Here is a 13903-nt window from a genome sequence, read left to right on the forward strand (position 1 = left end):
TGCGGGCGGGGGGACGCTCCCAGCGCCCCTACTTGGGAATGCTGGCGGCCCTTGCGCGGGAGCCCTGGCTTTTAGCGCGCCAGTTGCATAGGCCATGGAAAAAATCGCCGGGGTAGCGGCGCTACCATCGGCTTTCCCTTTCTCGCCTGACGCAGCATGACCCCCCCCTCCACCGCTTCCTCCGCAGCACACACCACACTCCCCACCATCGCCTTCATCGGCGGCGGCAACATGGCCAGCGCCATCATGGGCGGGCTGATCCGCCAGGGCCATCCGGCCAGCCAGATCGAGGTGGTCGAGCCCTACGCCCCCATGCGCGAGGCACTGCTCAAGAACTTTGGAATCACGGCGCAGCCCGAGGCGGGCCCCGCATTGCAGCGCGCCAGCATCGTGGTGTGGGCCGTCAAGCCCCAAACCTTCAAGGACGCCGCCGCGCAGGCCAAGGCGCACACCCAGCAGGCGCTGCACCTGAGCGTGGCCGCCGGCATCCGTTCGGACAGCATCGCGCAATGGCTCGGGAGCGAGCGCATTGTGCGCACCATGCCCAACACGCCCGCGCTGGTGGGCAAGGGCATGAGCGCGATCTATGCCCGCCCGGCGGTGAGCGCGCAGGAGCGCACGCAGGTCGAGGCCATCCTGGCCAGCACGGGCGAGTTCCTGTGGGTGGAGACGGAAAAGCAGCTCGATGCCGTGACGGCGCTGTCGGGCTCGGGCCCGGCCTATGTCTTTTACTTTCTGGAAGCCATGACCCGCGCGGGCGCGGCCATGGGGCTGACCGGGCAACAGGCGCACCAGCTGGCCGTTGGCACCTTTGTGGGCGCATCGGAACTGGCGCGCCGCTCTGACGAGTCGCCCGCCGTGCTGCGCGAGCGCGTCACCTCCAAGGGCGGCACCACCTACGCGGCCCTGCAGTCGATGGAGGCCAGCGGCGTGGCTGCGGCATTTGAGGCCGCGATGCGCGCAGCAGAAAAACGCGCCAACGAACTGGGCAATGAGTTCGGCAATTGAAGCCTTTTTGGCCTCCAGCGCTTACCCATCAAGCGCAGGCAGCTATCAATTCGAGAGTATTGCCCGCAGCAGGTAGCTGCCCGCAATGCCCGCAAACACCGTGGCGCCCAGCCAGTGGTTGATGCGGAACGCCTTGAAGCAGCCCTCGCGGGTGCGGGTGCGGATGAGCGTGAAGTGCCAAACGGCCTGGGCCAGCGCGGCGGCAAGCGCTACATAAAATATAGCGCCTAGCGCATATGGGGCAAGCGCTACAGCCCAGATTCCTATGAAAAGCAGGTAGAAAATCACGATGCCGGCCACATCGAACCGCCCCAGCGTGATGGCCGAGGTCTTGATGCCGATCTTGAGGTCATCGTCGCGGTCCACCATGGCGTATTCGGTGTCGTAGGCCAGCACCCAGAAGAGGTTACCGAGCCACATCCACCACGCCACCGCAGGCACGCTGCCCTGCACCGCGGCAAAGGCAATCACGATGCCGAAGTTGAACGCAATGCCCAGCACCGCCTGCGGCATGGCAATGATGCGTTTGGTAAAGGGGTAGGCAATGGCCACCAGCACGGCGGGTACCGACCAGGCGATGGCGGCGGTATTGGTGGTGAGCACCAGGCCAAACGACACCAGCGCCAGCACCGCCCCCAGGCCCAGCGCCTCCTTCACCGACACCGCACCGGTGGTGACCGGGCGCTGCGCCGTGCGCTTGACGTGCCTGTCAAAGTCGCGGTCGGCCACGTCGTTCACACAGCACCCGGCGCTGCGCATGAGGATGGTGCCCAGCACGAACACCACCAGCAGGTGCCAGCCGGGAAAGCCGTCGGCCGCAATCCACAGCGCGCTGAGCGTGGGCCACAGGCAGACCAGCCAACCGGCGGGGCGGTCCCAGCGGATGAGATCCAGGTACAGGGCGAAGCGGTGGCGCAGGGAGACGGACGACATGCAGGTAGATAAAAATACGGGCAGACAACCCCCCGCTTCTGCGGGAGCGCACCGAATGTAGCAGCCAGCGCGCCTGCGCCTGCACCGTCTGGCGGGGCGTCGTGCCCAGGCCGCCGCAAACCCGGTAAAGTCCCCGTTCCCCCAAAACCACGGACTGCAACGCATGCCCCGATCCTCGAGCCCCCAGGCCGCCACGCGCTTTGCCATTCCCCGCACGCTGGTGGTCGGATTTGTGGTGGCGGCCCTCGCCACCCTCGTCATCGCCATCGTCAATTTCCGCTCTGCAGAGACGCGCACCAACGCCGTGCACGCCATGGACCGCACGTCCCTGGCCATGCGGCAGCTCAATTTCTTCAACGTGGCCATCCGCGATGCCGAAAGCGGCCAGCGCGGCTACCTTCTGACGGGCGACCTGGCCTACCTGCAGCCGTACGAGCAGGCGGTCATCGCGCTCAACAAGCACCTCGGGGAGCTCAAGGCAAGCGTGGAGGACGAGCCCACCCAAAAGCAGATGGTGGAGCAGCTGGACGAGCTCACGCAGATCAAGCTGCGCGAGCTCAACGACACCATTGCCCTGCGCAAGAACGGCGACGCGGTGGGCGCCATGGGGCTGGTGCATACCGGTGCGGGAAAAAGCACCATGACGCGCCTGTCCGAACTGGCCGAAAACCTGCGCGTGCTGCAGAACCAGCAACTGGCCACACGGCGCCAGCAGTGGGCCAACGCGGCCACCAACTCGAACCTGTATTCCACCGGCGGCTCGGGCGTGCTGCTGGTGCTGATCTGCCTGTCTGCCGCCGTCACGGCGCGCGAATACCGCAGCAAGTCCCAGCAGACGTGGATTTCGGCGGGGCTCAGCGGCCTGGGCCAGCGCATCCAGGGCGACCACCGCCTGGAAGACATCGGCCAGCTGGCGCTGGAATACCTGGCCAGCTACCTCAAGGCGCCCGTGGGGGCCGGGTATGTGGCGCACAGCGAGGGCGGCTTCTCGCTGTTCGGCGGCTACGCGCTGCCGCGCGAGCGGCTGGCCGAGAAGCTGCTGGCCGACGAAGGCCTGGTGGGGCAGGCCGCCCGCTCGCGCCAGCTGCTGCATGTGCGCAATGTGCCGCCGGGCTATCTGCCGGTGTCTTCCAGCACCGGGCAGGCGAACCCCACCGAGCTGCTGCTGGCGCCGGCCGTGGAAAGGGGCGAGGTGTATGCCGTCATCGAGCTGGGCTTTTACCGGCCCGTGGGCGACGCCGAGCGCGCCCTGCTGGAGCGCGCCTCGGAGATGCTGGCCGTGGCCATCCGCTCGGGCATCGACCGCAACCGCCTGCAAGACCTTCTGGAAGAAACGCAGCGCCAGTCCGAAGAGTTGCAGACCCAGCAGGAGGAGCTGCGCGTCAACAACGAAGAGCTGGAGCAGCAAAGCCGCATCCTGCAGGAGTCGCAGGCGCAGATGGAGATCCAGCAGACCCAGCTGGAGCAGACCAACGCCAACCTGGAAACCCAGACCCAGCAGCTGGAGCACCAGCGCGAGCAGCTGCTGCGCGCCCAGAGCGCCATGACCGACAAGGCCCGCGAACTGGAGCTGGCCAGCCAGTACAAGAGCGAGTTCCTGGCCAACATGAGCCACGAGCTGCGCACCCCGCTGAACTCCACCCTCATCCTGGCCAAGCTGCTGGCCGACAACAAACCCGGCAACCTCAGCGCCGACCAGGTGAAGTACGCCCAGACCATCTACGCGGCGGGCAACGACCTGCTGGCGCTGATCAACGACATCCTGGACCTGTCCAAGATCGAATCCGGGCAGGCCACTGTGGAGGTGGAACCCGTCAACATCGCCCGTGCGCTGCAATCACTGATCGACCCCCTGCGCCCGCTGGCCCAGGAAAAGGGCCTGGAGCTGACCGCCACCGTGGCGCCCGACGTTCCTGCCGCCCTGGAGACCGACCCCTTGCGACTGGGCCAGGTGCTCAAGAACCTGCTGTCCAACGCCCTGAAGTTCACCGAGACAGGCACCGTGACGATGCATGTGTCGCGCAACCCCGGCGACACGCTGTCGTTTGCGGTCAAGGACACCGGCATCGGCATCCCGGCCCACCAGCAGGAGCTGATTTTTGAGGCCTTCCGCCAGGCCGACGGCAGCACCCACCGCAAATACGGCGGCACGGGGCTGGGCCTGTCGATCTCGCGCGATCTGGCGCACCTGCTGGGCGGAACCCTGTCGGTTCACAGCGAGCCGGGTGCAGGCAGCGTGTTCACGCTGGTGGTGCCGCTGCGGCTGGTGCCCCGGCAGCCCGCGCAGCCCGCCGAAGCACCGGCACGGGGGCAGACAGGTGCAAGCCCGCTGGAACAGCCCGCCACCGCAGCCGTGAGTGCAGCGGCACCCGCCCCCATGCCGCCTGCGCCCGCCCAGGCGGCGGGCAGCGCAGGGGCGGCCATGGCCGCCATCGCTGCGTCCTCGTCGGGCCGCGCCGGGCCGCGCAGCATTCTGGTGATCGAAGATGACAAGCGCTTTGCCCAGATCCTGTGCGACCTGGCCCAGGAGATGGACTTTGAATGCCATCTGGCGCACAACGCGGCCGACGGGCTGGCGTTTGCCGCCCGGAGCCTGCCCAGCGCCATCGTGCTGGACGTCAACCTGCCCGACTTCTCGGGCCTGGGCGTGCTTGACCAGCTCAAGCGCAACCCGGCCACGCGCCACATCCCGGTGCATGTGGTGTCGGTGGCCGACTACTCGCAGGAGGCCATGGGGCGTGGCGCCATCGGCTACGCCCTCAAGCCGGTGCAACGCGACGAGCTGGTGCAGGCCCTGAAACGGCTGGAAGCCAAGTTCACCCAGCGCCTGCACCGCGTGCTGGTGGTGGAAGACGACGAGCGCCAGCGCGAAAGCGTGCGCGACCTGCTCAGCAGTGAAGAGGTGGAGATCGTTGGCGCCGGCACGGCCGCCGCCGCGCTGGAACAGCTGCGCAGCGCCACGTTCGACTGCATGGTGATGGACCTGAACCTGCCGGACCTGAGCGGCTACGAGCTGCTGAAGCAGATGACCGAGCAGGACGGCGTCTCGTTTCCGCCCGTTATCGTGTACACCGGCCGCGCCCTGTCACGCGACGAAGAGCAGCAGCTGCGCAAGTTCTCCAAGTCCATCATCATCAAGGACGCCCGCTCACCCGAGCGGCTGCTGGACGAAGTCACGCTCTTCCTGCACCAGGTGGAGTCCGAGCTCTCCGACGAGCACCGCCAGATGCTGCAGACGGCCCGCAGCCGCGAATCGGCACTGGAGGGCCGCACCGTGCTGGTGGTGGAAGACGACGTGCGCAACGTGTTTGCGCTGTCCAGCATCCTGGAGCCCACGGGCATCCGGGTGGAGATCGCGCGCAACGGCCGGGAGGCGCTGGACAAGCTGGCCCGCGCCGGCAATGCGGCGAGCCCCATGATCGACCTGGTACTGATGGACATCATGATGCCGGAGATGGATGGCTACACCGCCATGCGCGAGATCCGCAACCGCCCCGAATGGCGGCGCCTGCCCATCATCGCGCTCACGGCCAAGGCCATGAAGGACGACCAGGAGAAGTGCCTGGCCGCAGGCGCCAACGACTACATCCCCAAACCGCTAGACGTGGAAAAGCTCCTGTCGCTGGTGCGGGTGTGGATGCCCAAGTAACCGGCCCGGCCCGCCATGCCGCACCGCAAAGCGCGTACCGCCGACATCGAGCAGCGCCTGCTGATCGACGCGATCTTTCACCGCTACCACTACGATTTCCGGGGCTATGCCCAGGCGTCGCTCAAGCGGCGGCTGGCCTCGGCACTGCTGCACTTTGGCTGCAAGACGCTGTCGCAGCTGCAAGACCGGGTGTTGCACGAGCCCACGGTGTTTCCGGCGCTGCTGGAGTACCTCACCGTGCAGGTGAGTGACATGTTTCGCGACCCAAGCTACTTCAGGGCGCTGCGCACCGAAGTGGTGCCGCTACTGCGCACCTACCCGTCGCTGCGGGTGTGGGTGGCGGGCTGCAGTGCGGGCGAAGAGGTGTATTCGCTGGCCATCCTGTTGCACGAAGAGGGCCTGCTGGAGCGCACACTGATCTACGCCACCGACATCAATCCGCACGCGCTGCGCGCGGCAGAGTCCGGCGTGTTTGACATGGCGCGGGTGGCGGCTTTCACCGAGAACCACACCCGCTCGGGCGGCCACCGATCGCTGTCCGACTACTACACCGCGCGCTACGGGCGGGTGGTGTTTGACAAGTCTCTGCGCGAGCACATGGTGTTCTCGGACCACAGCCTGGCCACCGACAGCGTGTTTGCAGAAATGCACCTGGTGTCGTGCCGCAACGTGCTGATCTACTTCGACCGCGACCTGCAGAACCGCGCCCTGGGGCTGTTTCGGGAGGCCCTGTGCCACCGGGGGTTTCTGGGGCTCGGCTCCAAGGAGTCGCTGCGGTTTTCCACCCACGCCGATGCGTTTGACGACTTCGTGCTGGAAGACCGCATCTACCGCAAGAAGGCGGGCCTGTGATGCAGGGCTTCACACAGCCGCAAGCCGCTGCGCTGCGCCCCCAGGGCTACGACGCCATCGTGGTGGGTGGATCGTCGGGCGGCATTGATGCGCTGGTGCGCATCCTGCCCGCGCTGCCAGGCACCCTGAAGACCCCGGTGCTGGTGGTGATGCACCTGCCCCGCGACCGGCGCAGCCTGCTGCCCGAGATCTTCCGCCACCGGTGCGCGCTGCAGCTGCAGGAGGCGCATGACAAGGACGACATCGCGCCGGGCACCGTGTACTTTGCGCCGCCGGACTACCACCTGCTCGTCGATGCCGGCCCGCAACTGGCGCTGTCGCTGGACGCGCCGCTGCATTACTCGCGCCCCTCCATCGACGTCCTGTTCGAATCGGCGGCTGACCAGTACGGCGAGCGCCTGGTCGGCATCTTGCTTTCAGGCGCCAATGAAGATGGTGCACGGGGCCTGGAGGCCATCGGCGCGGCCGGTGGCCTCACTGTGGTGCAGGACCCTGCCAGCGCGTCGATCCCCACCATGCCCCAGGCGGCCCTCGCGCGCCACACCGCCCACCACGTTCTGCCACCCGCGGGCATTGCCGACCTGCTGGCCCGCCTGCACGCAACGGGACTGCTGTGATGCGCGCCCCACCCCACCCCCACTCCCCACCGCCCGTTCAGCCCATGCCACACACCGACCGCATCAAATGCCTGCTCGTCGATGACATTCCGGAAAACCTGATCGCACTGGAGGCTCTGCTGCAGGGCGACGGCATCGAGATCCTCAAGGCGCAATCCGGGCCCGAGGCGCTGGAGCTGTTGCTCACGCACACGGATATTGCGCTCGCCCTGCTGGACGTTCAGATGCCCGAGATGAACGGGTTCGAGCTGGCCGAGCTCATTCGCGGCAGCGAGCGCACGCGCCATATCCCGCTGATCTTCATCACAGCCGGTTCTCGCGAGCAGAACTGGCAGTTCCGGGGCTACGAAAGCGGCGCTGTGGATTTTCTGTACAAGCCCATCGACCCGCACATGCTCACGAACAAGGCCAATGTGTTCTTCGAGCTGCAGCGGCGCAAGCAGGCGCAGGCGCAGGAGCTGGAGGAGCGCACGGCGGCGCTGCGTGTCAATGAAATGTTCATGGCCGTGCTGAGCCACGACCTGCGCACGCCGCTGATGTCCATCACGGCTGCAGCCACCGTGATCAAGCGCCAGCCCGACCCCGAAAAGGCCAGCGCCATGGCCGACCGGGTCCTGAGCAGCAGCCAGCGCATGGCCCGGATGATCGAAGACCTGCTGGACGTGACGCGCATCCGCCAGGCGGGCGGCCTGGCACTGCAGCTGGGCGCGGCAGACATGCAGGCCATCGTGCAGCGCACGCTGGACGAGGTGCAGACGGGCTTCCCCGACCGGGCCATCGAATCCACGCTGCAGGGGAACCTGGCGGGCGTGTGGGACAGCGAGCGCCTGTGCCAGGTGGTCACCAACATCGTGGGCAACGCCATGCACCATGGCAGTGCAGACCGCCCGGTGCGGGTGACCGCCGATGGCACCCGGCCCCAGGTGGTGACCGTGTCCGTGTCCAACGGTGGCACCATTGCCCCCGAACTGCTGCCGCATCTGTTCAACCCGTTTCGCGGCGGTGAACGCGCGCCCGGGCGCAATCAGGGGCTGGGGCTGGGATTGTTCATTGCCCACCAGATCGTGCGGGCGCACCGGGGAAGCATCCAGGTGCAGTCGCAGGACGGCACCACCTGCTTTTCGGTGGAATTGCCCCGCGAGTCACCACCGACCGAGAAGTGGTCGCAAACCTGACGGGCCGGGTCAGGCTCCGGCGGCGGGTGGTGCCACCGCATCGTTGATGGAGCCCAGGAGCTGCTCCAGCTCCTCCAGATCAAAAGGCTTGAGCAGGGTGCGCACGTTGGGCCCCCAGGCGGCGGGATACATCCCGAGGTCGTAGCCGGAGCACAGCACCACCCAGCGCAGGGGGTCGCCTTCCAGCAGCCTGCGGGCGAGGTCGGTGCCGGACAGGCCAGGCAGGCTCACGTCAGACACGAGCAGATCGAAAGCTTGTTGCGCATCCAGTTCCAGGGCTTCCTCGGCGCTGGCGCACGAAACGACTTCATGGCCTTCGCCCTCCAGGAGCATGCCAATGGTTTCGCGCAGCTCCGGGTTGTCTTCCACGTACAGGATTCGCATACATCAGAAATTTCGTTGTGTCCTCCGTGCCGCCCGGCCCACCGGTGCAAAACGGGATGGGGCAGGCATTGCGGCGCCATGCACCCCACAGCCTGCCCGAACCCCGTGGCTGCCGCAGCAATGGCAGCGGGCAGCGGGCAGCGGGCCGCACGCCCAGCCGCAAATGATGCGGACAAGCACCCGCACGCCTTGTAGGACAACATGCCCTTTGCCAGCGCCCGCGCCACGCTGCGCTGCGGTTCACTCCTCCAGCAGCGAGCGCAGCATCCAGGCCGTCTGCTCGTGCACCGTCAGGCGCTGGGTCAGCAGGTCGGCGGTGGGCTCGTCACTGGCCTTGTCGGCCAGCGGAAACAGGCTGCGCGCGGTGCGGGCCACGGCCTCGTGGCCCTCCACCAGCACGCGCACCATGTCCAGCGCCTTGGGGGGCTTGGCCGGGGCATCGGGCACGGTGGCCAGCTTGCCAAACTCGGCATACGAGCCCGGTGCCACATGGCCCAGCGAACGGATGCGCTCGGCAATCGGGTCCACGGCGTTCCACAGCTCGGTGTACTGCGCCATGAACATGGTGTGCAGCGTGTTGAACATGGGGCCCGTCACGTTCCAGTGGAAGTTGTGCGTGGTGAGGTACAGCGTGTAGGTGTCGGCCAGCAGGCGCGACAGCCCCTGGGCAATGGCAGCGCGGTCCTTGTCGCTGATGCCGATGTTGATGGACGGAACGGCGGGATTTTTGGAGGCCTTGGCCATGGTCGTGCTCCTGAAAAGAAAAGACGAAGGATGAATGAAAACCGGCCACCGCGCACTGCGTCAGGACAATCGCTCGACGCCCGGCAGTTCGCAGGCATAGATGGCGTTGCGCAGCGCGGCGATGGCTTCATAGCGGGTAAAGCTGCGCCGCCAGGCCAGCACCACCCGGCGCATGGGCGGGGGGCCACCATCTTCCTCGCGGATGGGCAGGTAGCGGATGTAGGTCTCGTCGCTCTTGCGGCGGCGCGACACGGTGAGCAGCGCATCGCGCGGCACCGACAGGCGCGGCACCAGCGTCACGCCCATGCCTGCGGCCACCATGTGCTTGATGGTTTCGAGCGAAGAGCCTTCAAACGACTTGCGGATGCCCTCGGCATTGCTGGCAAAGCGCGCAAACTCGGGGCACACCTCCAGCACATGGTCGCGAAAACAGTGGCCGGCACCCAGCAACAGCATGGTTTCACTCTTGAGCTCGGCAGCCGTCACGGATTTTTTGGCCGCCAGCGGGTGCGAGCTGGGCACCGCAGCCATGAACGGCTCGTCATACAGGGGCGCCATGGCCAGGCCCGTGTCGGGAAAAGGTTCGGCCAGGATGGCGCAGTCGATCTCGCCGGTGCGCAGCATCTCCAGCAGCTTGACCGTGAAGTTCTCCTGCAGCATCAGCGGCATCTGGGGCGAGCGGCCAATCGCCTGGCGCACCAGCTCGGGCAGCAGGTACGGGCCGATGGTGTAGATCACGCCCAGCGTGAGCGGGCCGGCCAGCGGGTCCTTGCCGCGCTTGGCGATCTCCTTGATGGCCGCTGCCTGCTCCAGCACGCTCTGCGCCTGGCGCACGATCTCTTCGCCCAGCGGCGTGACCGTGACCTCGCCCGCGCTGCGCTCGAACAGCTTCACATCCAGCTCTTCTTCCAGCTTCTTGATGGCCACCGAGAGCGTGGGTTGCGACACGTAGCAGGCGTCGGCCGCATGGCCAAAGTGCTTCTCGCGGGCCACCGCAACGATGTACTTGAGTTCGGTGAGGGTCATGGTGAACTGCCAGTAGTGCTATTCATCAAGGAGATGTTTTTGCCCCCCATTGAACCAAGCAGCATCAAAGCCTTCCGCCAGGACAATGGCCTGCGCAGATGCTTGACCTTGGTCGCGGAGTCTTCCCAGGTACTTCACCAGGGTGTTTGAATCTTCGGTAAGGATGTGCGTGATGGACTCGCAGACCATTTGCGCCAGCAATTTGACGTCGTCCTTCACGGCCACCCGGTCGTCGCCCGTGTCACGCGACAGTACACGCATGAAATTACCGGAGGTCATGGCGTGATCGATGTTAAAGGGCAATACGTGAAAATTGCGCAAAGGAAGATCGCTCACAGGTTGTCCCACTTGAAACTCTGACGCGACCACGGCAGACAAGTACAAGGGACAGCCCTGAGCCAAGGCCTCGCGCAGATAACGCTTGGCTGTTTCGTGGTGCGCGCGCCCTGGGTCTGCCAGCGTGATCAAGTAACTCGTATCCAGAAGAATCGAGATCAAGCCGTACCTCCCCGCAGGGAGTCCACCCAATCGCTCGCACTAGGCACGTCTCGCCAGGCCTTCGCACCTCGCTCCGTCAAACGGCGCAACTGCGCTTCGTCCAAAGTCTGCTGGTGCTCTTCAAAACCGAGCAACCGCGCATTGCGGTACTTTCGGGTCACCACGTTGTACTCCGCACTGATGCGGGCCATAGCGACCTTGTAGAGGCGATTCACCGTATCGCTGCGGAAGAACTCACGATCCGACTCCACAGGAATCAAAGTGCCATCGGGCAAACGAATATGTGCATTGACTTTTTTAAGTCCGCCCATTTCGACAATCTCACCCTGCAGGTAGCGCTCAACCTGGACCCACTGGTCAGCGTCGTCCGCATGGAAGTCGGTAGCAGCGCTGATGCTGATATCCCGTTGCGGATTGCCTGGGACTGCAATTCGAAACACGCAGCGGCGCGCCCCTCGCGCGAGTTTTTGCCACCGCTCCATTACTTCCCGACGCTTTTTGTCGAGACCATCCAAACGCTCGGAGGCCGCAAGCTGCAGCAGATCCCGCAGAAGTCCCGGCGACGACACAGGAGCCGTCTGGATCGCCAAAGATCCTTTGACCACCCCCACATCCAGCGCCTGTAAATCCACTTCGGCGCCATCTCCCCGAAGGAAATCTTCCACGTCTTTTACAAAAGTTCGCAAGATCACCAGGGGCACTCTCTCCGGGGATATCTCGTATCCGGCAGACTCGTCGTGCAAGCTAATTAAAAGAGGCTGTGCGTCCATCCAGCAATTCTAGGCACTTACCGTGCTGTCCGCACCTCTCATCGAAATCCATTGGCGCACAACAGTTGCGTGCGGCTCAGGCCTTGAGATAGTCGGATTTTCCACCCAACCAGCGCGCCACGTGCTTCGCAGCCAAATCGGGGTGGCGGTCCAGCATCTGCGGGGCCAGTTCGCGCGCCCATTCGAGCAGGTGCGTGTCGGTCGCCAGGTCGGCAAACCGCAGCAGCGCGTCGCCCGACTGGCGGGCGCCCAGAAACTCGCCGGGGCCGCGGATCTCCAGGTCGCGCCGGGCGATCTCGAAGCCGTCGTTGGTTTCGGCCATGGCCTTGAGGCGCTCCTTGGCGGTTTCGCCCACGCGGCCGCTGTCGTTGGTCGAATACAGCAGCACGCAGGCCGATGCCGCAGCGCCCCGCCCCACCCGGCCGCGCAGCTGGTGCAGCTGCGAGAGGCCGAAACGCTCGGCATGCTCGATGACCATCAGGGACGCGTTGGGCACGTCCACGCCCACCTCGATCACGGTGGTACTCACCAGCACGCCCATCTGACCGCTGGTGAAAAGCGCCATCACCGCCTTCTTCTCGGCCGGGGGCATGCGCGAGTGCAGCAGACCGACCATGCAGCCCGGCAAGGCCTCGCTCAGGTCGGCGTGGGTAGCCGTGGCGTTACTCAGGTCCAGCGCCTCGCTCTCTTCGATCAGCGGGCACACCCAGTACACCTGCCGCCCGGCCTCCACCTGTGCGCCGATGCGTTCGATCACCTCGTCCTTGCGGCTGTCGGCAATGAGCTTGGTGACGATGGGGGTACGGCCGGGGGGCAGCTCGTCGATGACGGACACATCCAGATCGGCGTAGTAGCTCATGGCCAGCGTGCGCGGGATGGGGGTGGCGCTCATCATCAGCATGTGAGGCTCTTGGCCATGGTCCGCGAGCTTCTTGCGCAAGGCCAGCCGCTGCGCCACGCCAAAGCGGTGCTGCTCGTCGATGATGGCCAGCGCCAGGTTCTTGAACTGCACCTGCTCCTGGATGACGGCGTGCGTGCCCACCACCAACGCCGCCTCGCCACTGGCCACTAGCGCCAGCATGGCGGTGCGGTCTTTCTTCTTTTGCCCGCCCACCAGCCAGGCCACCCTGCGGCCGCGCGCGGCCAGCAGAGGTTCGAGCCAGCCGATCATCTTGGCGAAGTGCTGCTCGGCCAGGATTTCGGTGGGGGCCATCAGCGCGCACTGCCAGCCCGCGTCCATGGCCAGGCAGGCGGCCAGGGCAGACACCACGGTTTTGCCCGAGCCCACATCGCCCTGCAGCAGCCGGTGCATGGGCACCTGGCGTGCCAGGTCGGCGGCAATTTCTTCGCCCACGCGGCGCTGGGCGCTGGTGAGGCTGAAGGGCAGCACGGCCAGCAGTTGCTCATGCAGCGGCAAGGCACCGTCGGCGGCTTTTTGGGCGCGCAATACGGGCGCACGCAGCATGTCGCGTGCGCGGCGCGACTGCTGCTGCGACAGCTGCTGGGCCAGCAGCTCCTCGGCTTTCAGGCGCTGCCAGGCGGGGTGGCTGTGGTCCTCCAGCGTGGACAGCGCCACATCCGGCGTGGGATGGTGCAAAAAAGTGAGCGCCTCGCGCAGACTGAATAAGCGCTGGAGGCCATTTTGGCCATAAATCCGGGTCACCGGCGGCTCGGCACCGGGCGGCAAGGTGTCTGACAAGTCCACCCGTGCCAGTGCGCCCACCACGGCCCGGCGCAGATAGGGCTGGGGCAGGCCGGCGGTGGTGGGGTACACCGGCGTGAGCGCCGCAGGCAGCTCGCCGCCCGCCACGCGAAACGCCGGATGCATCATCTGCCGCCCCCAGAAGCCGCCCTTGATCTCACCCCGTATGCGCAGGCGCGCACCCACGGCCAGGGTCTTCTGGTGCGAGGGGTAGAAGCTGAAAAAGCGCAGCTCACAGCTGCCGGTGTCGTCCTCCACCTGCACCAGCAGCTGGCGGCGCGGGCGCAGCTGAATCTCGCTCGCCGTCACTGTGGCTTCGATCTGCACCATCTGCCCGTCGCGCGCGTTGGCCAGCGGGGTGATGCGGGTTTCATCCTCGTAGCGCAGGGGCAGGTGCAGGGCCAGATCAATATCCCGCACCAGGCCCAGCTTGTGCAGCGCCTTGTGCGCCACCGAGGCACCACCTTTGGCTGTGGGGGCGGGTGCACAGCCCGGCGATGCCGTGGCCTTGGTGGATTTGCGGGGTGCGGCAGTGGGCATGGGCA

12 protein-coding genes are annotated in these 13903 nt (G+C 66.1%); 5 read left to right on the forward strand and 7 right to left on the reverse strand.

Annotation, left to right across the window (positions count from 1 at the left end; genetic code table 11):
• Positions 1-156: 156 nt before the first annotated feature.
• Positions 157-1008 carry a pyrroline-5-carboxylate reductase gene (gene proC, locus KYG_RS18920; protein WP_008906534.1) on the forward strand — a complete coding sequence of 284 codons (852 nt, stop codon included), beginning with the start codon at positions 157-159 and terminating at the stop codon, positions 1006-1008.
• Positions 1009-1053: 45 nt separating this feature from the next.
• On the opposite strand, the gene ubiA is transcribed toward proC, so the two are convergent.
• Positions 1054-1941: a 4-hydroxybenzoate octaprenyltransferase gene (gene ubiA / locus KYG_RS18925; protein ID WP_008906535.1), complete on the reverse strand. Its 888-nt coding sequence runs from the start codon at positions 1939-1941 to the stop codon at positions 1054-1056.
• 163 nt (positions 1942-2104) lie between these two features.
• Between ubiA and KYG_RS18930 the strand changes: the two genes are divergently transcribed.
• Genes KYG_RS18930 through KYG_RS18945 form a run of 4 tightly spaced genes read left to right on the forward strand, consistent with a single transcriptional unit; the run spans position 2105 to position 8234 of the window.
• Complete coding sequence (locus tag KYG_RS18930) at positions 2105-5590, forward strand: response regulator (protein WP_008906536.1); 3486 nt, start codon at positions 2105-2107, stop codon at positions 5588-5590.
• Between the two features lie 15 nt (positions 5591-5605).
• The gene (locus KYG_RS18935) at positions 5606-6442 is read left to right on the forward strand and encodes a protein-glutamate O-methyltransferase CheR (protein ID WP_008906537.1); all 837 of its coding nucleotides are present in this window, start codon (positions 5606-5608) and stop codon (positions 6440-6442) included.
• A complete protein-coding gene (locus tag KYG_RS18940) occupies positions 6442-7059 on the forward strand; it encodes a chemotaxis protein CheB (protein WP_008906538.1) in 618 nt (205 codons plus the stop codon). The genes KYG_RS18935 and KYG_RS18940 overlap by 1 nt, the downstream gene beginning before the upstream one ends.
• A gap of 44 nt (positions 7060-7103) precedes the next feature.
• Positions 7104-8234, forward strand: a complete 1131-nt coding sequence (locus KYG_RS18945) for a hybrid sensor histidine kinase/response regulator (protein ID WP_008906539.1) — start codon at positions 7104-7106, stop codon at positions 8232-8234.
• 9 nt (positions 8235-8243) lie between these two features.
• Here the strand turns inward: KYG_RS18945 and KYG_RS18950 are convergent, their stop codons facing one another.
• The 6 genes from KYG_RS18950 to recG form a co-directional block, all read right to left on the reverse strand.
• Positions 8244-8618 (reverse strand): response regulator, encoded by a 375-nt coding sequence (locus tag KYG_RS18950; RefSeq protein ID WP_008906540.1) that lies wholly within the window; start codon positions 8616-8618, stop codon positions 8244-8246.
• A 240-nt stretch (positions 8619-8858) separates the two neighbouring features.
• Positions 8859-9362: a Dps family protein gene (locus KYG_RS18955; protein WP_008906541.1), complete on the reverse strand. Its 504-nt coding sequence runs from the start codon at positions 9360-9362 to the stop codon at positions 8859-8861.
• Positions 9363-9422: 60 nt separating this feature from the next.
• Positions 9423-10388, reverse strand: a complete 966-nt coding sequence (locus KYG_RS18960; RefSeq protein WP_008906542.1) for a LysR substrate-binding domain-containing protein — start codon at positions 10386-10388, stop codon at positions 9423-9425.
• A gap of 18 nt (positions 10389-10406) precedes the next feature.
• Positions 10407-10886, reverse strand: a complete 480-nt coding sequence (locus KYG_RS18965) for a hypothetical protein (RefSeq protein WP_008906543.1) — start codon at positions 10884-10886, stop codon at positions 10407-10409.
• Positions 10883-11656, reverse strand: a complete 774-nt coding sequence (locus tag KYG_RS18970) for a hypothetical protein (RefSeq protein ID WP_008906544.1) — start codon at positions 11654-11656, stop codon at positions 10883-10885. The genes KYG_RS18965 and KYG_RS18970 overlap by 4 nt, the downstream gene beginning before the upstream one ends.
• A 76-nt stretch (positions 11657-11732) precedes the next feature.
• The gene (gene recG, locus KYG_RS18975) at positions 11733-13898 is read right to left on the reverse strand and encodes an ATP-dependent DNA helicase RecG (RefSeq protein ID WP_192810336.1); all 2166 of its coding nucleotides are present in this window, start codon (positions 13896-13898) and stop codon (positions 11733-11735) included.
• Positions 13899-13903 lie beyond the last annotated feature (5 nt).

Source organism: Acidovorax sp. NO-1, from assembly GCF_000238595.1.
GTDB lineage: Bacteria > Pseudomonadota > Gammaproteobacteria > Burkholderiales > Burkholderiaceae_C > Acidovorax.

Excerpts from the sequence above, each read along its gene's own strand:
- KYG_RS18950 (WP_008906540.1), bottom strand. The coding sequence starts at position 8,618 with ATGCGAATCCTGTACGTGGAAGACAACCCGGAGCTGCGCGAAACCATT.
- KYG_RS18945 (WP_008906539.1), top strand. The coding sequence starts at position 7,104 with ATGCCACACACCGACCGCATCAAATGCCTGCTCGTCGATGACATTCCG.
- KYG_RS18970 (WP_008906544.1), bottom strand. The coding sequence starts at position 11,656 with ATGGACGCACAGCCTCTTTTAATTAGCTTGCACGACGAGTCTGCCGGA.
- KYG_RS18940 (WP_008906538.1), top strand. The coding sequence starts at position 6,442 with ATGCAGGGCTTCACACAGCCGCAAGCCGCTGCGCTGCGCCCCCAGGGC.
- KYG_RS18930 (WP_008906536.1), top strand. The coding sequence starts at position 2,105 with ATGCCCCGATCCTCGAGCCCCCAGGCCGCCACGCGCTTTGCCATTCCC.
- proC (WP_008906534.1), top strand. The coding sequence starts at position 157 with ATGACCCCCCCCTCCACCGCTTCCTCCGCAGCACACACCACACTCCCC.
- KYG_RS18960 (WP_008906542.1), bottom strand. The coding sequence starts at position 10,388 with ATGACCCTCACCGAACTCAAGTACATCGTTGCGGTGGCCCGCGAGAAG.
- KYG_RS18935 (WP_008906537.1), top strand. The coding sequence starts at position 5,606 with ATGCCGCACCGCAAAGCGCGTACCGCCGACATCGAGCAGCGCCTGCTG.
- recG (WP_192810336.1), bottom strand. The coding sequence starts at position 13,898 with ATGCCCACTGCCGCACCCCGCAAATCCACCAAGGCCACGGCATCGCCG.
- ubiA (WP_008906535.1), bottom strand. The coding sequence starts at position 1,941 with ATGTCGTCCGTCTCCCTGCGCCACCGCTTCGCCCTGTACCTGGATCTC.
- KYG_RS18955 (WP_008906541.1), bottom strand. The coding sequence starts at position 9,362 with ATGGCCAAGGCCTCCAAAAATCCCGCCGTTCCGTCCATCAACATCGGC.